Source organism: Nocardia spumae (assembly GCF_020733635.1).
Taxonomy (GTDB): domain Bacteria; phylum Actinomycetota; class Actinomycetes; order Mycobacteriales; family Mycobacteriaceae; genus Nocardia; species Nocardia spumae.
In genome coordinates, this window is the sequence record NZ_JAJFZL010000001.1 from 2,403,832 (window position 1) to 2,426,385 (window position 22,554).

23 protein-coding genes and 1 pseudogene are annotated in these 22,554 nt (G+C 68.7%); 22 read left to right on the forward strand and 2 right to left on the reverse strand.

Annotated features, from left to right (window positions below; genetic code table 11):
- The first annotated feature begins 2 nt into the window (after positions 1 to 2).
- The 19 genes from LKD76_RS10390 (at position 3) to LKD76_RS10480 (ending at position 19,367) form a co-directional block, all read left to right on the forward strand.
- Entirely contained in the window at positions 3 to 341 is a 339-nt protein-coding gene (locus LKD76_RS10390; protein ID WP_227980823.1) for a P-II family nitrogen regulator, read from the forward strand.
- Positions 342 to 427: 86 nt separating this feature from the next.
- Positions 428 to 2,863: a [protein-PII] uridylyltransferase gene (locus LKD76_RS10395; protein WP_227980824.1), complete on the forward strand. Its 2,436-nt coding sequence runs from the start codon at positions 428 to 430 to the stop codon at positions 2,861 to 2,863.
- Positions 2,864 to 3,068: 205 nt separating this feature from the next.
- Positions 3,069 to 3,371, forward strand: a complete 303-nt coding sequence (locus tag LKD76_RS10400) for a hypothetical protein (protein ID WP_227980825.1) — start codon at positions 3,069 to 3,071, stop codon at positions 3,369 to 3,371.
- A gap of 102 nt (positions 3,372 to 3,473) precedes the next feature.
- Positions 3,474 to 5,060 (forward strand): signal recognition particle protein, encoded by a 1,587-nt coding sequence (gene ffh, locus LKD76_RS10405; protein ID WP_227980826.1) that lies wholly within the window; start codon positions 3,474 to 3,476, stop codon positions 5,058 to 5,060.
- Positions 5,061 to 5,106: 46 nt separating this feature from the next.
- The gene (locus LKD76_RS10410) at positions 5,107 to 6,207 is read left to right on the forward strand and encodes an amidohydrolase family protein (protein ID WP_227980827.1); all 1,101 of its coding nucleotides are present in this window, start codon (positions 5,107 to 5,109) and stop codon (positions 6,205 to 6,207) included.
- Between the two features lie 253 nt (positions 6,208 to 6,460).
- Positions 6,461 to 6,895 carry a 30S ribosomal protein S16 gene (rpsP, locus tag LKD76_RS10415; RefSeq protein WP_227980828.1) on the forward strand — a complete coding sequence of 145 codons (435 nt, stop codon included), beginning with the start codon at positions 6,461 to 6,463 and terminating at the stop codon, positions 6,893 to 6,895.
- Positions 6,895 to 7,137 carry an RNA-binding protein gene (locus LKD76_RS10420; protein WP_025351752.1) on the forward strand — a complete coding sequence of 81 codons (243 nt, stop codon included), beginning with the start codon at positions 6,895 to 6,897 and terminating at the stop codon, positions 7,135 to 7,137. Before rpsP ends, LKD76_RS10420 begins: the two co-directional genes overlap by 1 nt.
- Positions 7,138 to 7,677 (forward strand): ribosome maturation factor RimM, encoded by a 540-nt coding sequence (rimM, locus tag LKD76_RS10425; RefSeq protein ID WP_227980829.1) that lies wholly within the window; start codon positions 7,138 to 7,140, stop codon positions 7,675 to 7,677.
- Between the two features lie 2 nt (positions 7,678 to 7,679).
- Positions 7,680 to 8,408 (forward strand): tRNA (guanosine(37)-N1)-methyltransferase TrmD, encoded by a 729-nt coding sequence (gene trmD, locus LKD76_RS10430; protein ID WP_227980830.1) that lies wholly within the window; start codon positions 7,680 to 7,682, stop codon positions 8,406 to 8,408.
- Between the two features lie 412 nt (positions 8,409 to 8,820).
- Entirely contained in the window at positions 8,821 to 11,157 is a 2,337-nt protein-coding gene (locus LKD76_RS10435; protein WP_227985187.1) for a Tex family protein, read from the forward strand.
- 137 nt (positions 11,158 to 11,294) lie between these two features.
- Complete coding sequence (locus LKD76_RS10440; protein WP_227980831.1) at positions 11,295 to 12,236, forward strand: hypothetical protein; 942 nt, start codon at positions 11,295 to 11,297, stop codon at positions 12,234 to 12,236.
- 175 nt (positions 12,237 to 12,411) lie between these two features.
- Complete coding sequence (gene rplS / locus LKD76_RS10445; RefSeq protein WP_227980832.1) at positions 12,412 to 12,753, forward strand: 50S ribosomal protein L19; 342 nt, start codon at positions 12,412 to 12,414, stop codon at positions 12,751 to 12,753.
- Positions 12,754 to 12,912: 159 nt separating this feature from the next.
- Entirely contained in the window at positions 12,913 to 13,752 is an 840-nt protein-coding gene (lepB, locus tag LKD76_RS10450) for a signal peptidase I (protein WP_227980833.1), read from the forward strand.
- 106 nt (positions 13,753 to 13,858) lie between these two features.
- A complete protein-coding gene (locus tag LKD76_RS10455) occupies positions 13,859 to 14,569 on the forward strand; it encodes a ribonuclease HII (RefSeq protein ID WP_308188623.1) in 711 nt (236 codons plus the stop codon).
- Between the two features lie 114 nt (positions 14,570 to 14,683).
- Positions 14,684 to 14,989, forward strand: coding sequence for a DUF2469 domain-containing protein (locus tag LKD76_RS10460; protein ID WP_011210678.1), 306 nt, complete (start codon positions 14,684 to 14,686; stop codon positions 14,987 to 14,989).
- Positions 14,990 to 15,130: 141 nt separating this feature from the next.
- Positions 15,131 to 15,487 (forward strand): YraN family protein, encoded by a 357-nt coding sequence (locus LKD76_RS10465; RefSeq protein ID WP_227980835.1) that lies wholly within the window; start codon positions 15,131 to 15,133, stop codon positions 15,485 to 15,487.
- A complete protein-coding gene (locus tag LKD76_RS10470; protein ID WP_227980836.1) occupies positions 15,487 to 16,995 on the forward strand; it encodes a YifB family Mg chelatase-like AAA ATPase in 1,509 nt (502 codons plus the stop codon). Before LKD76_RS10465 ends, LKD76_RS10470 begins: the two co-directional genes overlap by 1 nt.
- Positions 16,996 to 17,231: 236 nt before the next feature.
- On the forward strand, positions 17,232 to 18,368 hold the full coding sequence (gene dprA / locus LKD76_RS10475) for a DNA-processing protein DprA (protein WP_422615968.1): 1,137 nt from the start codon (positions 17,232 to 17,234) through the stop codon (positions 18,366 to 18,368).
- A 75-nt stretch (positions 18,369 to 18,443) separates the two neighbouring features.
- Positions 18,444 to 19,367: a tyrosine recombinase XerC gene (locus tag LKD76_RS10480; RefSeq protein WP_227980838.1), complete on the forward strand. Its 924-nt coding sequence runs from the start codon at positions 18,444 to 18,446 to the stop codon at positions 19,365 to 19,367.
- 25 nt (positions 19,368 to 19,392) lie between these two features.
- On the opposite strand, the gene LKD76_RS10485 is transcribed toward LKD76_RS10480, so the two are convergent.
- The gene (locus LKD76_RS10485) at positions 19,393 to 19,908 is read right to left on the reverse strand and encodes a DUF1990 domain-containing protein (protein WP_227980839.1); all 516 of its coding nucleotides are present in this window, start codon (positions 19,906 to 19,908) and stop codon (positions 19,393 to 19,395) included.
- A 158-nt stretch (positions 19,909 to 20,066) separates the two neighbouring features.
- On the opposite strand from LKD76_RS10485, the gene LKD76_RS10490 reads away from it, so the two are divergent.
- Positions 20,067 to 20,828, forward strand: coding sequence for a siderophore-interacting protein (locus LKD76_RS10490; protein ID WP_227980840.1), 762 nt, complete (start codon positions 20,067 to 20,069; stop codon positions 20,826 to 20,828).
- Positions 20,829 to 20,861: 33 nt separating this feature from the next.
- Here LKD76_RS10490 and LKD76_RS10495 read toward each other — a convergent pair.
- A pseudogene (locus LKD76_RS10495) lies at positions 20,862 to 21,347 on the reverse strand (murein hydrolase activator EnvC family protein); the annotation flags it as partial.
- A 330-nt stretch (positions 21,348 to 21,677) separates the two neighbouring features.
- On the opposite strand from LKD76_RS10495, the gene LKD76_RS10500 reads away from it, so the two are divergent.
- Complete coding sequence (locus tag LKD76_RS10500; protein ID WP_227985188.1) at positions 21,678 to 22,010, forward strand: YidH family protein; 333 nt, start codon at positions 21,678 to 21,680, stop codon at positions 22,008 to 22,010.
- Positions 22,007 to 22,375: a DUF202 domain-containing protein gene (locus tag LKD76_RS10505; RefSeq protein ID WP_227980841.1), complete on the forward strand. Its 369-nt coding sequence runs from the start codon at positions 22,007 to 22,009 to the stop codon at positions 22,373 to 22,375. The genes LKD76_RS10500 and LKD76_RS10505 overlap by 4 nt, the downstream gene beginning before the upstream one ends.
- Positions 22,376 to 22,554: the final 179 nt, after the last annotated feature.

The following is a 22,554-nucleotide window of genomic DNA, read 5'->3' on the forward strand; positions in this document are numbered from 1 at the left end:
CAATGAAACTGATCACTGCAATCGTCAAACCGTTCACGCTCGAGGACGTCAAGTCGGGGCTCGAGCAGGCCGGTGTGCTGGGTATGACGGTCAGCGAGGTCCAGGGGTACGGCCGGCAGAAGGGGCACACCGAGGTTTACCGCGGTGCCGAGTATTCGGTGGATTTCGTGCCGAAGGTCCGGGTCGAGGTGGTCGTGGACGACGCATCGGTGGAGAAGGTCGTCGAGGTGATCGTCGAGGCCGCCCGGACCGGCAAGATCGGTGACGGCAAGGTCTGGGTAACGCCCGTCGAATCGGTGATCCGGGTCCGAACCGGTGAACGCGGTGGCGACGCACTGTAGGAGATGAGAGATTCGGGCAGCCCCGTTCCCTGCCGGTTGTCGGCCGGGGACGGGGCTGCCCGCATGAACGGGTGGTGGTTGCGGGTATGAGTGCAGACGAATTGTCCGACGGCGCCAAGGATCTGGTGGCCGCGCGAGATCAACTGCTGGGCAGCGGAGACGCGCGTCGCCCGCGCCTGGGCGCCGACGCGCTGCGGCAGGCACTGGTCGACCTGCACGATCTGTGGTTGACCAGCAAGGGGGCCGAGCTGGGCATCACCGCCGACAGCGGACTGGCCGTGGTGGCCGTCGGTGGCCTGGGACGACGGGAGATGCTGCCCTATTCGGATCTGGATCTGGTGCTGCTGCACGACGATGTGGATCCCGAACGGGTCGCGGAGGTGGCCGATCGGCTCTGGTACCCGCTGTGGGACGCGCACATCAAACTCGACCACAGTGTGCGCACGGTGCCGCAGGCCCTGCGAGTGGCCGCCGAGGACCTCACCGCCGCGCTGGGCATGCTCGACGCCCGGCACATCGTCGGAGACGCCGAGCTGAGCAATCTGCTCATCGGCGGCGTCCGGCGCGAATGGCGGACCGGAATCCGTTCTCGGTTCGGCGAACTGGTCGAACAGGCGCAGGCGCGCTGGAAGCGCAACGGTGAGGTCGCCCATCGCGCCGAACCCGACCTCAAGAGCGGCCGCGGCGGACTACGCGATATTCAGCTGCTCGACGCGCTGGCCATCGCCCAGTTGACCGACGCGATGCCGGGCTTGGGCCCCGATGTGCCCGGCGGCGGACTCGACGCCGCCCATCGCCGTCTGCTGGACGTGCGCACCGAACTGCATCGGGTGGCCGGTCGCTCCCGGGACCAGTTGCGGGCCCAGGACGCCGACGAGATCGGCGCCGCGCTGCGCATCGGCGATCGATTCGATCTGGCCCGCACGCTCAGCGATGCGGCACGCACGGTTGTCTACTCGGTGGACGTCGGCGTGCGCACCGCCGGAAACGCGCTGCCCCGGCGCGGTCTGGCCCGGCTGCGGCGGCTGCCGGTGCGCCGCCCGCTGGACGAGGGCGTGGTCGAACACGCGGGAGAGGTGGTGCTTGCTCGTGACGCGCGACCACAACGCGATCCCGGCCTGATCCTGCGGGTGGCGGCCGCCTCCGCGCGTACCGGTCTGCCGATGTCGGCGACCACCCTCAATCGGCTCTCCGAGGATGCCCCCGAACTACGGGAACCGTGGCCGCGCGAGGCGCTCAACGATCTGCTCGTGCTGCTGGGGTCCGGTCGCGCCACCATCGACGCGATCGAGGCACTGGACCGGACAGGCCTGTGGGGCAGGCTGTTTCCGGAGTGGGGTGCGGTCCGGGACCTGCCCCCGCGCGATGCCGTGCACACCTGGACCGTGGACCGTCACCTGGTGGAGACGGTCGCCTACGCCACCGCGCTGAGCACCCGAGTCGCCCGCCCGGATCTGCTGCTGCTCGGCGCGCTGCTGCACGATATCGGCAAGGGGCGCGCGGAGGATCACAGTGTGGTCGGCGCCGAACTGGCCACCCGGATCGGCCGTCGGCTGGGACTGTGGCCCGCCGACGTGGACAGTCTCGCGATGATCGTGCGGCATCATCTGCTGCTGCCCGAGACCGCGACCCGTCGCGATCTCGCCGACCCGGCGACGGCGGCCCGCGTCGTGGACACCCTGGACGGTGACCGCCAGGTCCTCGAACTCCTGCACACTCTGGCCGAAGCCGATTCGCTGGCGACCGGTCCGGGGGTCTGGGGTGAGTGGAAGGCCTCGCTGATCGGCGAGCTGGTGCGTCGTTCCCGGTCGGCGATGGCGGGTGAACCTGTCCCGCACGGAGATTCGCCGGCCCCGGCGACAGTGGACCTGTCCGTGCTGGACAAGGTCGCGGCCGGTGGGGTGCATGTGGATCTGCGCGCCGGCGACGGCCGATACACCCATGTCGTCACGGTGGTCGCACCCGATACGCCCGGTCTGCTGTCGGAGGCGGCCGGCGTGCTGGCCCTGCATTCGCTGCGGGTGCTGTCGGCGACGCTGTCCGCGACGGACGGTATCGCGATCGACACCTTCGTGGTGAGCCCGACATTCGGTGATCCGCCCGATGCCGGCCTGGTGCGGCAGGAACTGATCCGGGCGATCAACGGTGATCTGAAGCTGGCCGCGGCGCTGGCCGACAAGGAGCGCGAAACCTCCTCGCGGACCAGGCCTTACGCGCAGGCCCAACCCCGGGTGATCTGGACCGATACCGATCGGCCCGGTCAGGTGCTGCTGGAATTGCGGGCCGAGGACCGCCTCGGATTGCTCAGCCGGCTGGCCGCGGTGCTCGCCGCGCACGGCGCCGATGTGCGCTGGGCCAAGGCGGTGACCATGGGCTCGGTCGTGGTGGACGCCTTCAGTCTCGATCTCGGCGAAGATACCGAGGCGCGGCGCCGGGAGATCGAGGGGGCGCTGCTGGGGGTGGTTCCGCACCAGGAACCGAAGAAGCCGAGTGAAACGGACAGCGGTGCGGAGGGCAGCTAGGTTTACCGACCGATTGCCTGATTGGTGAAGAAGCTGGTCAACTGGCCATTTATTGGTTAACCGTATTGTTGTGACAACCTCCACTGAATGTGATGCTCGCCACTCTACTATCGGTGTGGATCGTCACGTTGATCCTGATCCGAGCTCTTCGAACTGTTGCTAGTGCCTACCTATCCGGCGAGGGTGCGTTGAGGGGAGCAGGTCGATGGCCGTCGAAGTCGTGTCCGCATCCATGATCACCAGTGATTCGTCCCAGCACATCGCGCGTTGCGTCGGGGGTGACCGCTGGGTGGTGTCCTGGCTGCCCGGTCGCACCCTGACCGGTACCCAGGCGGTGACGGCGATGGCCCTCGCCGGCGCCCTGGCCGATGGCCAGCCCGAGTGGGCCGAATTGGACGCCATGGCACTGCAATTGGGCCTGACCGCCCGTGAAGCGGTGTATCTGGTGGCCAGTGAGCAGCACGACATCAGCCGCACACCACGCCGGCGGCGCGACGCGCTGTCCTGACCGTTCGGCGTGGTCTTACCCAGGGCGAATCCACCGATCGCCGAGTTGCCCGTACCCTGGTAAACCGAGTGACGTCCCTCGACAAGACCAGGAGCGCGATCGGTGTTCGAATCCCTTTCCGACCGGTTGACCGGTGCCCTGAAGGATCTGCGTGGCAAGGGACGCCTGTCGCCGGCCGATATCGACGCGACCGCGCGCGAGATCCGGCTCGCACTGCTCGAGGCGGACGTCGCACTGCCCGTGGTGCGGCAATTCATCGCCCGCATCAAGGAACGTGCCAAGGGGGCCGAGGTCTCGGCCGCGCTGAACCCGGCCCAGCAGGTCGTCAAGATCGTCAACGAGGAACTGATCGGCATCCTCGGCGGCGAAACCCGGCGGCTGCAGCTGGCCAAGACCCCGCCCACGGTGATCATGCTCGCCGGTCTGCAGGGTGCCGGTAAGACCACGCTCGCGGGCAAGCTCGCGAAATGGCTGAAGGGACAGGGCCACACGCCGCTGCTGGTCGCCTGTGACCTGCAGCGGCCGGGCGCCGTCACGCAGCTGCAGGTGGTCGGTGAACGAGCCGGCGTCCCGGTCTTCGCCCCGCATCCCGGCACCTCGATCGGCGGGGGCGACAATGCCCTCGGGGTGACGGCCGCCGACCCCATCCGGGTCGCCGAGGCCGGTATCGACGAGGCGAAGCGGCGCCACTACGACATCGTCATCGTCGACACCGCCGGCCGCCTCGGCATCGACGAGGAGTTGATGCGCCAGGCCGCCGGTATCCGCGATGCGGTCCATCCGGACGAGACCCTGTTCGTCCTCGACGCCATGATCGGTCAGGACGCTGTCACCACCGCGGAGGCCTTCCGCGACGGTGTGGGATTCACCGGCGTCGTGCTGACCAAGCTCGACGGCGACGCCCGTGGTGGTGCCGCGCTGTCGGTGCGTGAAGTGACCGGCGTGCCGATCCTGTTCGCGTCCACCGGTGAGAAGCTCGAGGACTTCGACGTCTTCCACCCCGACCGGATGTCCAGCCGCATCCTGGGTATGGGCGATCTGCTCACCCTGATCGAGCAGGCCGAGCAGGTCTACGACCAGCAGCAGGCCGAGGAAGCGGCCCGCAAGATCGGTTCGGGTGAGCTGACTCTCGAGGACTTCCTCGACCAGATGCTCGCCATTCGCAAGATGGGCCCGATCGGCAACCTGCTCGGCATGCTGCCCGGCGCCGGTCAGATGAAGGATGTGCTGGCCCAGGTCGACGACAAACAGCTCGACCGGGTGCAGGCGATCATCCGCGGCATGACTCCCGCGGAGCGCGCCAACCCGAAGATCATCAACGCGTCCCGCCGGCTGCGCATCGCCAACGGCTCCGGCGTCACGGTCACCGATGTCAACCAGCTCGTCGACCGCTTCTTCGAGGCCCGCAAGATGATGGCGGCGATGGGCCGCCAGATGGGCCTGCCGGGCGGACGCCGCAACAACACCAAGGGCAAGAAGGGGAAGAAGGGCAAGAAGGGCGGGCGCGGCCCGACTCCGCCGAAGGGGATGCGCGGTGGTTTCCCGGGGATGCCGGGTATGCCGCCGGGAATGCCCGGGATGCCCGCGGCCGGAATGCCGGATCTGTCGAATATGCCCGCGGGCCTCGACGAACTGCCGCCGGGCCTCGAGGGGTTCGATCTGTCGAAGCTGAAGTTCCCCAAGAACTGAGCTGTATCTCGGCGGGATCATTCCGACGACGGGGCCAGGAGGCGATATGCGGCTGCATCTTCGGGGCGTCGTACTTCCCGACGACGAGGTCCGCGACCTCTGGGTGCGCGACGGAGTGATCTCCGACGAGCCGGTGTGCGATGCCGAAACCCTGTGCGACACCGGATGGATCGTGCCGGGACTGGTCGATGCCCACTGCCACGTCGGTATCCGCTACGGCGGCGGTCACGAGGATCGGGCGGGTGCGATCGCGCAGGCCGAGGTCGAGCGCGACGCGGGGGCGCTGCTTCTGCGTGATGCCGGATCGCCCATCGATACGCGGTTCGTCGACGACCATCACGAGCTGCCGAAGATCATCCGCGCCGGCCGCCACATCGCCCGGCCCAAACGCTATATCCGCGAACTGGGCATCGAGCTCGACGACGAGCGCGACTTGCCCGATATCGTTGCCGAACAGGCCCGATTCGGTGACGGCTGGGTCAAGATCGTCGGTGACTGGATCGATCGCTCGGTCGGCGATCTGCGTCCGCTGTGGAGCGATGCGATCCTGAAGGAGGCCATCGATGCCGCGCATCGCGAGGGCGCCCGCGTCACCGCGCACGTCTTCGGTGAGGACGCCCTGCCCGGATTGATCGGCGCCGGGATCGACTGCCTCGAACACGGCACCGGCCTCACCGGCGACACCATCGAGATGATGGTCACCCACGGCACCGCTCTGGTGCCGACCCTGATCAATATCGACACCTTTCCCGAGATCGCCGACGGGGCGGCCAAATTCCCCGTCTACGCCGCGCATATGCGCGATCTGCACCGCCGGGTCCGCGATACCGTGGCCGACGCCCATGCCGCGGGCGTGCCGATCTACACCGGCACCGACGCCGGCGGTTCGATCCGCCACGGCCGCGTCGCCGACGAGATCGACGCCCTCGCCGGTGCGGGGCTGTCCCGGCACGAGGCATTGGGCGCGGCATCCTGGGGTGCTCGGGAATGGCTCGGTCGCCCGGGGATCGAACCCGGGGCACCGGCCGACTTCGTCGTCTATCGCACCGATCCGCGCGGCGGCCGTGCGGCGCTCGATGCGCCCGCGTACGTCGTGCTGCGGGGGCGGGTGTACCCCGGCCGCGATCCGGTCACCGGCCACCGGTGAACCGCGCGCCCCGGGGCGATTTCTTCGGACACCGCCCGTCTGGCAGAATGAACGACCGTCCTCGTCGGCGCTCTCGGCCCATGCCGTGACCACCGTGTTGAGGACAGTGTCAGCCCGTCTCCGGTTACGTACCGCGCGGCGGTCACACACTCAACGCAAAACCGGGCCCGCACCCCGTGTGGGCTGCTGAATTGCGGCCGTGACCACTCAGGCTGCCCACGGGCGGCCGCCATCGAAAGGCATAGGCACAGCCATGGCTGTCAAGATCAAGCTGACCCGTCTGGGCAAGATCCGCAACCCCCAGTACCGCATCGTCGTCGCCGATGCGCGCACCCGTCGTGACGGCCGCGCCATCGAGAACGTCGGCAAGTACCACCCGAAGGAAGAGCCCTCGCTGATCGAGGTCGATTCCGAGCGCGTGCAGTACTGGCTGGGTGTCGGCGCGCAGCCCACCGAGCCGGTCAAGCGTCTGCTGGAGATCACCGGTGACTGGCAGAAGTTCAAGGGTCTGCCGGGCGCCGAGGGCACCCTGAAGGTCAAGGAGGCCAAGCCCAGCAAGCTCGACCTGTTCAACGCCGCGCTGGCCGCCGCCGACAGCGAGCCGGTCGCCGAGGCCGTGACCCCCAAGAAGAAGAAGTCGAAGGCCGCCGAGGGCGAAGCCGAGGCCGCCGCCGAGGCTGCCGAATAATGAGTGCGGTCGTCGCCGATGCCGTCGAGCACCTGGTGCGCGGCATCGTCGCCAATCCGGAGGACGTGCGCGTCGACCTGATCACCAGCCGTCGCGGACGCACCGTCGAGGTGCATGTCAACCCCGAGGATCTGGGCAAGGTCATCGGCCGCGGCGGACGTACCGCGACCGCGCTGCGCACCCTGGTCGCCGGAATCGGCGGCCGGGGCATCCGGGTCGACGTGGTCGACACCGATCAGTAGATGGAACTGGTAGTCGGGCGGGTCGCCAAATCGCACGGTGTGCGTGGCGAACTCGTGGTCGAGGTACGTACCGACGAGCCCGAACTCCGTTTCGCTCCCGGCTCACGCCTGCGGGGGCGGGCGCCGAGAAGTGACGTGGTGCAGACATACACGGTGGAGTCGGCCCGAGAGCATTCGGGCCGGCTCCTCGTGCGCCTCGAGGGTGTCGCCGACCGGACCGCCGCGGATGCGTTGCGTGGCACCGTCTTTCTCATCGAAAGCGATGATCTGCCGCCGTCGGAGGATCCCGACGAGTTCTACGATCACGAACTCGAGGGCCTGCGGGTGCAACTGACCGACGGGACCGAGATCGGCACCGTGAACGAGGTATTGCATTCGGCTGCGGGCGAGCTGCTGTCGATTCGGGCGGCCGAGGGCGTCGGTGGCCGCGGCGGCCGGGAGATCCTGGTGCCGTTCGTCACCGCGATCGTTCCGACCGTCTCGATCGCCGAGCGGCTGATCGTCATCGATCCACCCGAAGGTTTGCTGGACGAGGAGTAGCGATGGGCACCGGAGCCGGCGATCCCGCGCCGCACGTCGATCCTGCCCTCCGCATCGACGTCGTCACCATCTTCCCCGAATACCTCGAACCCTTGCGAACGGCGTTGCTGGGCAAGGCGATCGAGAAGGGGATCGTCGAGGTGGATGTGCACAATCTGCGGCGCTGGACCCATGATGTGCACCAGTCGGTCGACGACGCCCCCTACGGCGGTGGCCCTGGCATGGTCATGAAACCGACGGTCTGGGGGGACGCACTCGACGAGGTGTGCCCGGACGAGGCGCTGCTGGTGGTCCCGACCCCGGCGGGCGTGCCGTTCACCCAGGCCACCGCACAGCGCTGGTCCACCGAATCGCACCTGGTGTTCGCCTGTGGCCGCTACGAGGGGATCGACCAGCGGGTCTTCGACGATGCCGCGCGCCGGGTGCGCGTGGAAGAGGTCAGCATCGGTGACTACGTGCTGATCGGTGGTGAGGCCGCGGTGCTGGTGATGGCCGAGGCGGTGGTCCGCCTCATTCCCGGCGTACTGGGCAATCAGCAATCCCACCAACAGGATTCGTTCTCCGACGGACTGCTGGAGGGGCCGAGCTACACGCGGCCGGTGAGCTGGCGTGGATGGGACGTGCCGGAGATCCTGCTGTCGGGTAATCACGCGCGGATCGAGGCGTGGCGCCGGGAGCGGTCCGAGGAACGCACCCGGGACCGTCGGCCCGACCTGCTGCCGCCCGAATAGCCGAAACCGTACTGCCGCAGCGGAACTCGTCCCCATGCCCGCGGAGTGGGCCGCGGATCCCCGTGCGCCGCGCGGGAACCGGCTTGAGTATCGCTCGTTGTTCCGCCGCGCGACGATCGGTCCCGGCGGGCGGTCCGACACGGGGTGCGGCCGCGATATCCGGTGACGGATCCCGAGGGGGGCGCCGGCTGTTCGACAACGCTGTGGCCAGCGGTTTTTCGCCGACCAGCGATATCTGTTACCCCGAGTCGGGGTGCGGCGAGCGAGATCCGGGTCGCGCCACTTGGCTCGCTGTCGGACAGCGACGGTAGTGTCAGCGAGCGTGACGACAGCCTCCGAATCCGTCAGCACCGAAGCACCCGCCCGCGCCGAAGGGGGCGCGACGGTCCGGCTAGCCAGTGTCGGCCGTCGCATCGCCGATGAGCTCGCCGTGCGCGAGGAACAGGTACGTTCCGCCGTCGAGCTGCTCGACGGCGGGTCGACCGTGCCGTTCATCGCCCGCTACCGCAAGGAGGTCACCGGCGGCCTCGACGACGCGCAGTTGCGGCAATTGGAGGAGCGGCTGCACTACCTGCGTGAACTCGACGATCGCCGGGGCTCGATCCTGGAATCCATTCGCGGTCAGGGAAAGCTGGATGCCGCGCTCGAGCAGCAGATCATGCTCGCCGAAACCAAGGCCCGCCTCGAGGACATCTACCTGCCGTACAAGCCGAAGCGGCGCACCAAGGCGCAGATCGCGCGAGAGGCCGGCCACGAGCCGGTCGCCGACGCGCTCATCGGCGATCCCGCCACCGATCCGGCCGGCTACTCCACCGAACAGCTCGACGGTGCCCGCGCCATCCTGGTGGAGCGGTTCGCCGAGGATGCCGATCTGGTCGGTGAACTGCGTGAACTGATGTGGGAGCGCGGCCAGGTCACCTCCCGGGTGCGCAGTGGTAAGGAAGAGGCCGGCGCCAAGTTCGCGGACTACTTCGAGTTCAGCGAGCCGTTCGCTACATTGCCCTCGCACCGGATCCTCGCGCTGCTGCGCGGCGAGAAGGAGGATGTGCTCAGCCTGTCGCTGGACCCCGATGCCGACGAGCCGGAGCCGGGTGCGCGCACCATCTACGAAGGGCGGATCGCGCGCAAGTTCGATATCGCCGATCAGGGCCGCCCGGCCGACAGCTGGCTGCTGGATACCGTGCGCTGGGCGTGGCGGACCAAGTTGCAGGTCAGCCTCGGTATCGATATCCGGATGCGGTTGCGGCAGTCCGCGGAGAAGGATGCCGTCGACATCTTCGCCGCCAACCTGCGGGATCTGCTGCTGGCGGCACCCGCCGGTACCCGCACCACCATGGGCCTGGACCCGGGATACCGCACCGGGGTGAAGGTGGCCGTGGTCGACGGCACCGGCAAGGTGGTCGCCACAGAGACGATCTACCCGCACAAGCCGCAGGGACAGACCGAGAAGTCGCTCGCGGTCCTCGGCGCCCTCGTCGCCCGATTCGGGGTGGACCTCATCGCGATCGGAAACGGCACCGCCTCCCGCGAGACCGACGCCCTTGCCGTGGAACTGATTTCGCGGATCGGCGCGACTCCGGGAGCCCGTAAGCCCACCAAGATCGTGGTGTCGGAGGCCGGTGCGTCGGTGTACTCCGCGTCGGCGTACGCCTCGCAGGAACTGCCCGATCTCGACGTCTCACTGCGCGGGGCGGTATCGATCGCGCGTCGTCTGCAGGATCCGCTGGCCGAGCTGGTGAAGATCGAGCCGAAATCCATCGGCGTCGGCCAGTATCAGCACGATGTGTCGGAGACACTGCTGGCCCGGTCGCTGGGCGCGGTGGTCGAAGACGCGGTGAACGCGGTCGGTGTCGACGTCAACACCGCCTCGGTGCCGCTGCTCTCACGGGTATCCGGTATCGCCACCTCGGTCGCGGAATCGATTGTGGCCCATCGAGATCAGAACGGCCCGTTCCGCAACCGCACCGGTCTGCTGGGTGTGCCGCGGCTGGGGCCCAAGGCGTTCGAGCAGTGCGCGGGCTTCCTGCGCATCCGTGGCGGCGACGATCCGCTCGACACCTCGGCCGTGCACCCCGAGGCCTATCCGGTCGTGCGGCGCATCCTCGAGGCGACCGGTCGCGATGTGCCCGGGTTGATCGGCAACTCCGGGGCGCTGCGCGCGTTGCGGCCGCAGGATTTCACCGACGACACCTTCGGTGTCCCCACCGTCACCGACATCATCGCCGAACTCGAGAAGCCGGGTCGTGACCCGCGTCCGGAGTTCAAGACCGCCGAATTCGCGGCCGGGGTCGAGAAAGTGGCCGATCTGAAGCCCGGCATGGTGCTCGAGGGGGTAGTCACGAATGTGGCGGCCTTCGGCGCCTTCGTCGACGTGGGCGTCCATCAGGACGGTCTGGTCCATGTCTCGGCGATGTCGCACTCCTTCGTCCGCGATCCGCGCGAGATCGTCAAATCCGGTGATGTGGTCAAGGTGAAGGTGCTCGAGGTCGATGTGGCCCGGCAGCGCATCGGCCTGACGCTGCGGCTCGACGACGAGCCCGGCACCGGCAAGGCCGAGAAGGGCGGCGCCGGGCAGCGCGGTGGCGGTCAGGGGCGCGGTGGTCAGCCGCGCGGCGCTCAGCCGGGCAAGGGCAATCAGGCACGCGGCGGCCAGGATCGCGGACAGGGCCGAAACCAGCAGCGGCGCACTGCGTCCGAGCCTTCGGGAGCGATGGCCGACGCGTTGCGGCGCGCCGGATTCGGCCGCTGATCGCTGCTCTCGCCGGCGGAGTTCCACGGGTTTCGGCCCGAACTCCGCCGGGCGGTGCTGGACAATGGCGGGTGCGGGCCGGGTTCGGGTGATCGGCCCGCGGACCCGGCTTCGACCGGCATCGCGAGCGAGGGGATATGGCGGTTCTACGACGGTGGCTCGACGATTCGATCCTCGCGGAGGGTCGGCTGCCGTTGCTGTGCTTCCTGTTCGGCTTCATCGTCGGATTCCTGCTGATCCGCCTGAGCGTGCGGATGATCCGCAATCAGGTGCGTTGGTGGCCGGGCAATCTGCGCGCCGGCGATGTGCACATCCACCACATGGTCTTCGGTGTCGTGCTGGTACTGGCCTCGGGACTGGGGCTGGTGGCCGCGTATCGCAGCGGGGTCGCCACCACCTCCGCCCTCGCCGCGTCCTTCGGACTCGGGGCGGCACTGGTACTCGACGAGTTCGCGCTCATCTACTACCTGCGCGATGTGTACTGGGAGGAACAGGGCCGCACATCGGTCGACGCGGTCTTCGTGGCCGTCGCTGTCACCGGGCTGCTGCTGCTGGGATTTCATCCGCTCTGGCTGCTGGACATCAAAGACATCCGGCACGATACGAGCGCCGCGGGCCGCGGTTTCCTGGGAATGTTCGCGCTGGTGAATCTGGTGCTCGCCGCCGTCGTCATCGCGAAGGGCAAGATCTGGACCGGATTGTTCGGCATGTTCTTCCTGCCGCTGCTGGTCGTCGGTGCGCTGCGTTTGAGCCGCCCCGGCGCGCCGTGGGCGCGCTGGCGCTACGGTGACCGCCGCCGCCTGATGTATCGGGCCGTCGTCCGCGAGCGGCGTTATCGGCGCCCGGTGATCCGGGCCAAGATCTTCGTTCAGGACCTGGTCGCGGGTAAGCCGGACGTCGCCCATGTGCGCAGTGCCGCCGAGGCGGAGCTGGCCCGCACCGTGGTGCCCGCGCCACCGGTACATCTGCGATCGAGGTCGTCGCGCGCGACCGTGCACGACGGTGCGCCCTCGTCCGCGGCGCTGTCGGCCGACGGCGCCGAGACAGCCGCTCATCGGTCGGAGCGATCGGGGCACTGACGGGGCGGGTCGGCGATAATCGGGGGGCCGATTTTCGGTTCACCGTCCTGATCTGGCACAATGCTCAGGTTGCCCTGGGCGATCGAGTCCGGTGCACCGACCGTATCCGGAGCACGAACCGGCCGAGCAGTTGCCGCCAGGTTCCTCTGTTCACGCGAACTTCCAAAGGACGGAAATGAACACCCTCGACTTCGTCGACGAAAAGTCGCTGCGCACCGATATCCCGGACTTCCGCCCGGGCGACACGGTGAACGTGCACGTCAAGGTTATCGAAGGTAACAAAGAGCGCATCCAGGTCTTCAAGGGTGCGGTCATCCGCCGCCAGGGTGGTGGCATCCGCGAGACCTTCACCGTGCGCAAGGTGTCGTTCGGCGTGGGTGTCGAGCGCACCTTCCCGGTTCACAGCCCCAACATCGACCATATCGATGTGGCGACCCGCGGTGATGTCCGCCGGGCCAAGCTGTACTACCTGCGCGATCTGCGCGGCAAGGCCGCCAAGATCAAGGAGAAGCGCTGAACATTCGGGCTCTGCCCGTTCACGCTCGACCCTCGGTCCCTGTGACCGGGGGTTTTCCTTTTTTCGAAGCGCGCACATGGCTCGAGGTGCCCCGCCTGCGCGCCGCTCGGGGAACGCCGGTGGAGACGACGAACACGGCTGCGGGATAACCTGTTCGGCGTGGCAGACGAAAGCGAGTCGGTGGCGCGGCGCCGAGCCGATGACAACCGTGCCGATGACGAACGCAAGGACGAGTCCGCATCGCGACGCCGGCGCCGGGGCGGCGGAAAACGCAAGCAACGCCCCTTCTGGCAGGAACTGCCGATCCTGATCGTCATCGCCGCGGTGATCGCCGCGCTGGTGGTCAACTTCATCGGCCGGCCCTACGTGATCCCGTCGCAGTCGATGGAACCGACGCTGCACGGCTGCACCGGTTGCACCGGCGATCGGATCTACGTCGAGAAGCTCAGCTACGACTTCGGTGATCCGAAGCCGGGTGACGTAGTGGTGTTCGTCGGCCCGAGCGGTTCCTGGAACCGGTCCTACCATTCCAACCGCTCCAGCAATGTCGCCGTGCGCGGCGTCCAGAACTTCTTCTCGTTCTTCGGACTGGTTCCGCCGGATGAGAACGATCTGGTCAAGCGCGTGATCGCGGTGGGCGGTCAGACCGTGCAGTGCTGCGATGCGCAAGGACGGGTGATGGTCGACGGTAAGCCGCTCGACGAGCCGTACGCCCACTACATCTATCCGTATCAGCCGGGTCTGCCCTATGCGACCAAGGTCGCCGGTGGGCTGTCGATCGATCCGCGCGGTCGCGAGTTCGGACCGATCAAGGTTCCCGATGGCCATTTGTGGGTGATGGGCGACAACCGTAACGAATCGGCCGATTCGCGGGCTCACGTGGACGACGAGTACTCCGGCACCGTGCCGATAGACGATGTGCGCGGTAAAGCGGTGTTCAAGATCTGGCCACCCAGCCGGATCGGTCCGGTGCGATCCCAGAACCCGCAAACGAACTGAGCGGGATACGCAGCGCGAGATAATCGAGTCACGGGACAGTCGAACGGTAGGTGCAGTGGCGGAAGTATCGCGACGCACGACGCGCAACGGTAACGGCAGCAAGATCATCCGGCCTCCGCTCCGCGTCGGCGACTGGCCGCCGCGAGTGGTGATGCGGCGGGCCGGTGGCCTGCGCACGCTGGAAGCGGCGCTGATTCGCAGTGGTCTCGGCCCGGTGGCGGGAGTCGACGAAGCGGGTCGTGGCTGCTGTGCGGGCCCGCTCGTGGTGGCCGCCTGCCTGTTGGCGCCCAAGGCCTACGATTCCCTTGCGGGACTGGATGATTCGAAACGGCTCACCGAGGCCGCGCGCGAGCAGCTGTATCCGGTCATCATGCGGCGGGCGCTGGCCTGGAAGGTGGTCGTGATCCCGGCGTGGGAGATCGATGCGATCGGTATCCACGTCGCCAATATCGAGGGAATGCGCCGGGCGGTCGCCGGCCTCGAGGTGCGGCCCGGATATGTCCTCACCGACGGCTTCCGGGTGCCGGGGATCAGCGTTCCCTCACTGCCGGTGATCGGCGGTGACGCCACCGCGGCCTGTATCGCGGCGGCCAGCATCCTCGCCAAGGTGACCCGTGATCGAATGATGGTCGATATGGACCGTGAGCTGCCCGGATACGGCTTCGCCGCACACAAGGGCTACAACACCCCGGAGCATACGGCGGCGTTGGCGCGACTGGGGCCCAGCGATGAACACCGCCGGTCGTGGCGCAATGTGCGCGGTGCGGACGCCCCGGCGACCGGGCAAGTGGCTGCCGATGCCGCCCATGCGAGATGATGTGAGCACACGCATCGTGGCAATAAGGAGGACATTCCACCCGATGAGCGAGCGAACGATCGGCGCAGCCGCCCTGGCGGTCCGGCCGGAGTCGAGCATCAGCGAGGTCCGGGCATGAGCGCCGAGGACCTCGAGAAGTACGAAACCGAGATGGAGCTCTCGCTGTATCGCGAGTACAAGGACATCGTCGGTCAGTTTTCGTATGTGGTCGAGACCGAACGCCGCTTCTATCTGGCCAATTCCGTCGAGCTGCGCCCCCAGAACGCCGACGGAGAGGTGTATTTCGAGGTGCGGATGTCGGATGCGTGGGTGTGGGATATGTACCGGCCCGCCCGCTTCGTCAAACATGTCCGCGTGATCACGTTCAAGGATGTGAACATCGAGGAACTCGAGAAGCCGGATCTGCGTCTGCCCGAGTAACGGCCGTGCGGGCCCGATCCGACGGGGTGGATCGGGCACGTCGCACCGCTGTTGATCCACAGCTCGTCGGCTGTCCACAGACTTGCCGTTCGCCCAGGTGAGGCCCGCCGTCCGGCCCGGCGTCGGCGCCATGCTGAGCGGGTGGCACACAATCTGGCGCTCGGCGCACACGGGGAAGATCTGGCCGCGCGGTTCCTGCGGGGGGCCGGAATACGGATCGTCGAACGAAACTGGCGCTGCCGTTACGGCGAATTGGACCTCATCGTCGAGGAATCCGGCACCACCGCTTTCGTCGAGGTCAAAACACGATCCGGCGTAGGGTTCGGCACCCCGGCCGAATCGGTGACCTTCGCGAAGCAACAGCGCATCCGCCGGCTGGCCCTGCTGTGGCTGACCGAACAGAGCGGCCCGTGGCTGCGGATTCGGTTCGACGTGGTGTCGGTGTTGGTGCTGCCCGGTCGGCAACCGCGGATCGAGCACATCCGGGCGGCGTTCTGATGGCCCTCGGCCGCGCCCATTCGGTGGCGGTCACGGGTGTCGACGGGCAACTGGTCGAGATCGAGGCCGATATCGGGCAGGGCCTGCCGTCGGTACACCTGGTCGGCCGTCCCGACACCACGCTGCAGGAATCGCGTGACCGGGTACGGGCGGCCGTGGCGAACTCGGGGGAGAAGTGGCCCGACGGTCGCGTCGTTCTCGCCCTGTCGCCGGCGACGCTACCGAAGGTGGGCAGTGTCTACGACCTGGCACTCGCCGCCGCCGTTCTGCACGCCGGGGATTCGGTTCCCGGCTCCCGGCTCGACGGGACGGTGCTGCTGGGCGAGCTCGCCCTCGACGGCCGCGTGCGCCGCGTGCGGGGCATCCTGCCCGCGGTGCTGGCCGCGCGCACCGCCGGCCGGACCACCGCGGTGGTGCCCGAGTCGGTTCTCGGTGAGGCCGGGTTGGTGAACGGCATCACCGTCCTGGGCGCACCCACTCTGCGCGCACTCATCGACTGGTTGCGCGGTGAGGGCACACTGCCGAGCCCGGACGGGAGATATACCGCCCCACAACGCGTTGTCGGCGATCTCAACGAGGTGGTGGGGCAGGACGAGGCACGCTGGGCGTTGGAGGTGGCCGCCGCCGGAGGTCATCACCTCCTTCTCACCGGTCCGCCGGGAATCGGCAAAACCATGTTGGCGCAACGCCTTCCGGGGCTGCTACCGCCGCTGACCGAGACGGAGTCCCTGGAGGTCACCGCCATCCATTCGGTGGCGGGAACCCTGTCGGACGACCATCCGCTCATCACCACCGCACCGTTCGTCGCACCCCATCATTCGACCTCGGTGTCGGCGATGGTCGGCGGCGGTTCGGGATCCGCGCGGCCGGGCGCGGTCAGCCGTGCCCACCGCGGCGTGCTGTTCCTCGACGAATGCGCCGAGATCGGAGCCAAGGTACTCGAGGCATTACGAACCCCGCTGGAGGAGGGCGAGGTTCGTATCGCCCGCCGCGACGGTGTCGCGCGTTACCCGGCACGTTTCCAGCTGATTCTGGCCGCGAATCCATGCCCGTGTGCCCCGGCCCGCGATGTGGACTGCATCTGCGCGCCGCTGGCTCGCCGTAGGTATCTGGGCAAGCTGTCGGGCCCGCTCATGGATCGCATCGATATCTGGATGCAGATGCACGCGCACGCCGCCGGAGCGTTCACCCCGGCCGACGCCGAATCCAGTGTGGTCGTCCGGGACCGGGTCGACGCCGCACGACGGGCCGCCGCGCAACGCTGGTCCGAGTACGGCTGGACCGTCAACGCGGAGGTGCCGGGACATGTGCTGCGGCAGCGGTTCCGGCTCCCGGCCGAGGCGCTGGCACCGGTGGAGACAGCGCTGCGGCAGGGCCGGATGTCGGCACGCGGGGCCGATCGGGCGATCCGAGTCGCCTGGACCATCGGCGATCTTCGGGGCGCGCAGGTGCCTTCGGCGCAGGATGTGCTGCAGGCATTGAACTTTCGGCAGCGGGGAGTTTCCTGATCGGGGTGGGCGGGTCGGCTCACCGCACGGATGTATCGAGCCGTCGGTACGGATGTCGCAGGCGGCGGGGAGGGAGAGGCGGGAATGCACGGAGTGTGGATACGGCCCGGAATGCCGAGGGAGTCATCGGCTCGGGGGCGCCTGCGCGCGGGCGGTGGTCATCGAACGGAGGGCAGGCGGTGACTGGGCAGGATCTCGAAGTGAGGGGGGAGTTCGGCTCCGCGGCAGCCTCGTCGGTGACGGTGGATGCCGATGAGCGGCGCTTGGCATGGGTGTATCTGTCGCGGGTGGTGGAGGGCCCGTGCCCCGCGCTGTCGGCGTTGATCGCGCGGGTCGGGGTGGTGGAAGCGGCGCGGGCAGTGCGTGACTGCGATCTGCCGGAGTCGCTGCGCGGACCCACCGAGCGCCGCCGTGGAATCGACCGCGCCGAACGGGATCTGGAGGTGATGGCGCGGATCGGGGGCCGCGTGATCACCCCGGACGATCCGGAATGGCCGCAGTGGCGGCTGCTCGGGTTGACCCAGCTCGACCCCGCCCGCGACGCGGATGCCGCGATCCCGCTGGTGTTGTGGGCCCGTGGTCCGCTGTCGCTGCAGCAGTGCACCGAGCAGTCCCTGGCGGTGGTCGGCGCGCGGTGCAGTACCGGATACGGCGAACAGGCCACCGCGGAGTTGGCGGGTGAACTCGCCGCGCGCGGCTGGACGATCGTGTCCGGCGCGGCGTTCGGTATCGACGGCACCGCGCATCGCGCGGCACTGGCCGCCGGCGGGGCGACGGTGGCGGTGCTCGCGTGCGGGGTCGATCGGGCCTATCCCGCACAGCACGAAAGGCTGCTCGCCGAGATCGCCGAGACGGGTGTGGTGGTGAGTGAGTATCCGCCCGGCGCCACCGCGTACAAACATCGATTCCTGGCTCGTAACCGGCTGATCGCGGCATTGTCGGACGGGGTGCTGGTAGTGGAGGCGGGACTGCGCAGCGGCGCGCGCAATACGGCGAAATGGGCTCGGCGCCTGGGCCGTCCGGCGCTCGCGGTACCCGGCCCGATCACCGCCGCGGCATCGGTCGGCTGCCATCGCATGGTTCGTGACCGGGAGGCGATTCTCGTGACCCGGGTCGAGGAGATACACGACGAGGTGGGACCGCTGCGGCTCTCGCTGCCCCCCGATGGCGATCCGGACGCGAATCTGGCCGGTGACCAGGCAACGGTGTTCGCGGATTTACCCGTCGCCGGCTCCCGGGTGCCGAAACAGATCGCGGAGGCCAGCGGCCTGGCCGTCCCCGCGGTGCGTGCCGCGCTGGCCGCACTCGAGGTCGCGGGCCTGGTCGGTACCGACAGTTCGGGATGGTTCCGGATCGTCCGTACGGGAGCGTGAGGCGATCGCGTGGCCCGCGGGCGATCGTCGGCGCGGTGGCTTGCGCCGGGCCCCGCCGTCGGTGACCGTGGAGAAATGGAGGAACTACCGGGCGATCTGCGGGATCTGCTCGAGCAATACGAGCGACATCTCCTGCTGGGCCGCAACAGATCGGCGCATACCGTGCGGGCGTATCTGGGTGATGCGCGATCCCTGCTGGACCACCTGTACGACCGGTCACCGGACGCGTCGGTCGGGGAGATCGATCTCGCGCTGCTGCGTTCGTGGCTGGCCGCCCAGTCCGCGGCGGGGGCCGCGCGCACCACCATGGCTCGGCGAGCCTCGGCCGCACGGACCTTCACGGCTTGGCTGACCCATACCGGTCGGCTCACCGTCGATCCAGGTCCGCGCCTGGGCTCGGCCCGCGCTCATCGGGTGCTGCCCGCGGTGCTCGGCAGAGATCAGGCCGATGCCGCGATGGAAGCCGCGGAATCCGGTGCGGCTCAACGTGATCCCATGGCGCTGCGGGATCGGCTGATCGTGGAGATGCTGTACGCCACCGGGATCCGGGTCAGTGAGCTGTGCGGGCTCGATATCGACGACATCGATCGGGAGCGCCGGCTGGTCAGGGTACTGGGCAAGGGCAACAAGGAGCGTTCGGTGCCGTTCGGGCTCCCCGCCGATCGGGCGCTGGAGAACTGGCTGAGTTTCGGACGTTCGCATCTGGCCACCGCCGAATCGGGCCGGGCTCTGCTGCTCGGTCGCCGTGGCCGGCGCCTCGGCCAGCGACAGGCCAGAACGGTTGTGCACGAGGTTGTCTCGGCGGTTCCGGGCGCCCCGGATCTGGGCCCGCACGGTTTGCGCCACACCGCCGCCACCCATCTGCTCGAGGGCGGCGCCGACCTGCGCATCGTCCAGGAGTTACTGGGCCACGCCAGTATGGCCACCACTCAGCTCTACACCCACGTCTCCATCGAGCGGCTCCGGCGGGTGCACGATCAGGCGCACCCGCGCGCGTGAGCACGACCGCGCCGAGATGACCGGATCACCTGGGGCGGATCGCCTCGATGTAGCGACCGGCCATGACACGCTGCAGTCCTCGGACCACCGGTCCGCCCAGGCGCACGTACCAGGTTCCGGGCTTGGAGAAGGCCTCGACGATGCCGTAGACGGCCTCGTCGGCGGGGTCGTACTCCACTGCGAACAGTTCCTCGCCGATCTCCGGATGCCCGGGCAGAGTGCCGTAGGCGAAGCCCCGGCGGTTCGGTTCGTCGATCACGTAGATCACCCGGCACGGTGCGGTGATCCCGAGACCGGCCACCCCCAGCCGCACTGTCAGTGCGGTACCCGGCTCGGCGACGGGAGTGTCGGCGTGGTGAAAGATGCCGCTGCCCCGTTGCATTCGATAGCCGAGGACCTGATCACCCGCGGATTCGAACACCGCGCGCCCGGTGCCGATCCGGCGCCGCAGCCGGAATTGGTGGTAGCCGTCCGGGAATGCGCCCGCGGTCGCGCCGACTTCCGAATAGGTGAACGGCTCTGCGGCCGACGGATTCGCCATACCGCCATCCTCGTCTGTGCGGGGCGCTCTCGCGATACCGCGCGGCGCCGGATGGCCGATGCCCTCGCGCTCAGTTCGGTCGCCGATATAATTCGAGCTATCGGAGATAAGTCGTGCTACCGTGGGTTAGGTAACCCTAATACTGGAGGTATCGCATCGTGGCTCGCACTCGACTGGCCTTCGAGGTCCGGCGCACGCAACGACTGACCGACCATCTGATCCGGGTGTATCTGGGAGGGCCCGGTTTCGAGGGCTTCCAGCCCAACGGATTCACCGACGCCTACGTCAAACTGCTGTTCCCTGGACCCGATGGGGACACCATGCGCACCTACACGGTGAGTTCCATCGACTCCGAGGCCCAGGAGATCTCGATCGATTTCGTCTACCACGGTGACGAGGGGGTCGCGGGGCCCTGGGCCGCCGCCGCCCGCGCGGGTGACACCATCGAACTGTTCGGTCCCGGTGGTGCGTACACGCCCGATCCCCGAGCCGATTGGCACTTGTTGGCGGGGGACGAGGCCGCACTGCCCGCGATCGCCGCGGCCTGTGCCGCGCTGCCGCCCGGGGCCGTCGGCCGCGTTCTCGTCGAAATCGCCGGGCCCGCGGACGAATTGGACTTCCCCCGCCCGGCCGGGGTCGAACTCGACTGGGTGTACCGCGGGGACCGGGGGCCCGGTGAGGCATTGGCCGCCGCTGTTCGCGCCGCGCCGTGGCGGGACGGCGGGGTGCAGGTGTTCATCCACGGCGAGGCCGACAAGGTGATGCACGATCTGCGCCGGTACATCCGCACCGAACGCGGCGTGCCCGCGGCCTCGGCCTCGATCTCCGGGTATTGGCGTCGCGGCCGGACCGAGGAGGGCTTCCGGCAGTGGAAGCGGGATCTGTCCGAGCAGGAAGCCGCCATCTCCGGAGCGTCCTGAGGGCGACGCCGCCGGTGTCCCGGCCTGCGGCAGCACGGGTTTGAGCCGCACCGGGGCCCGTCGCAGCAGACCGAGGGGGTCCAGATAGTCCCGCCCCCGCCGCAGGCCCCAGTGCAGGCAGACTCCCGGGCAGCCCGGATGGCCCGGCTGCAATGTCCCCAGCGATGCCCCGCGCCCGAGCCGCTCGCCGACCGTCACGGCGGCCCGCACGGGTTCGTAGGTAGTTCGCAGGCCGCCCGGATGATCGACCGAGACGACCGGTTTCCCGGCCACTGTCCCGGCGAAGACGACGATTCCCGCACCGGCGGCCAGCACGTCCTGACCGGCCGCGCCCGCCAGATCGACACCGCGATGCCCCGGCAGCCAGGCCTGCTCGGGCTTGTCGAAGCCGCGCACGACCGAGGGCCGCGGACGCAGGGGCCAATCGAACTGGCCCGGTGGCGCGGCACGCCCCACCCCGGCGCCCCAGTTCGCGGCCGTAACCAGCACAGCCATCAGAAACGCCGGCCACCATCGCATGCGACCACCCTGGCCCGCGGCGGCGGACATGGAAAGATCGGTGTCGGCGTGTGTGGACAACTCGCAAGCATGTGAACAGGGCGTGTCCCGCCGAGTGCCGTGCTGGCCGGCGCCGACCGGAGATCGCCGCGAAGGAGGGTGACCGTCGATGGCCGTGCGACGTTGCCGGCAGCGGTCGGGTTCATGACCACCGATTCGCCCGGCTCCGACCGGGAAGCATCGCGCGGTCCCCGCGACCACGCGGCGGACGCCGGCTCGGCCGGGAATGTCCCACCGGGACCCGATCCGGCGGAACCCGATCGGGAAACGGCAGGCCCGGCCTCGGCTCCGGTGGAGGATGTGGAACTCGATTATCGGTTCACCCTGGCCGGTGAGCGCACCTTCCTGGCGTGGATCCGCACCTCGCTCGGGCTGCTCGCCGGCGGCGTGGCGGTTCACGAGCTGGTGCAGCCGTTCGGGCATCACGACATCCGTTCGACTCTCGCCATGTGCTGCATCGTGTTGTCGGCGGTCGTCGCGGTCGGCGCCTTCGGGCGCTGGCGGTCGGTCGAGGCGGCCATGCGGGCGGGCCGTCCGCTGCCGCATACGGTCATGGTGCCGATCCTCGCGGTCGGTATCGCGGTGATCGCGATATTGGCCGGACTCGGATTGTTGCTGTCGTGAACGCGGCACCGGATCGTTCACCGGGCGAGGCCGCCGACCGCGATCCCGGTCTGCAGGCCGAGCGCACGGCGCTGTCGTGGTGGCGCACCGCGGTCGGAGCGATGGCGACCGGGGTGCTGTTCCTGCACGTCGCGACCAATCGCGAGCAACTCGGCGCGCTGATCCTGGCGCTCGCGGCGACGGCTGTGCTCGCGGTGGTGGTCGCCGTCTGCGTCTGGCGCGGCATGGCGTTGCGTATTCCGGGGCGCCCCGGCTGGACCGACGGGCGCAGGGCCGTCGTGACGGTGAGCGCGGCCATCACGGTGGTCACGGTCATCGCCGCCGCGGTGGGATTGCTGCAGCCCGGGCAAGGGTGGCATCTGTGAAGCCGCGGTGGGCCGGGCCGGTGTGCCCGGCGTGGGCCGATGAACGGTCGGTAACCAGCCGCTGACCACCCCGTTTAGGTTCCGTCACGTGCGAGTCGTAGACTGACCGAGCGGTTCGCTGTACGCGGATCGACTTCGCGCGTCCGATCACGGTGCCGTCGGCTGGTCCTCCCGAAAAT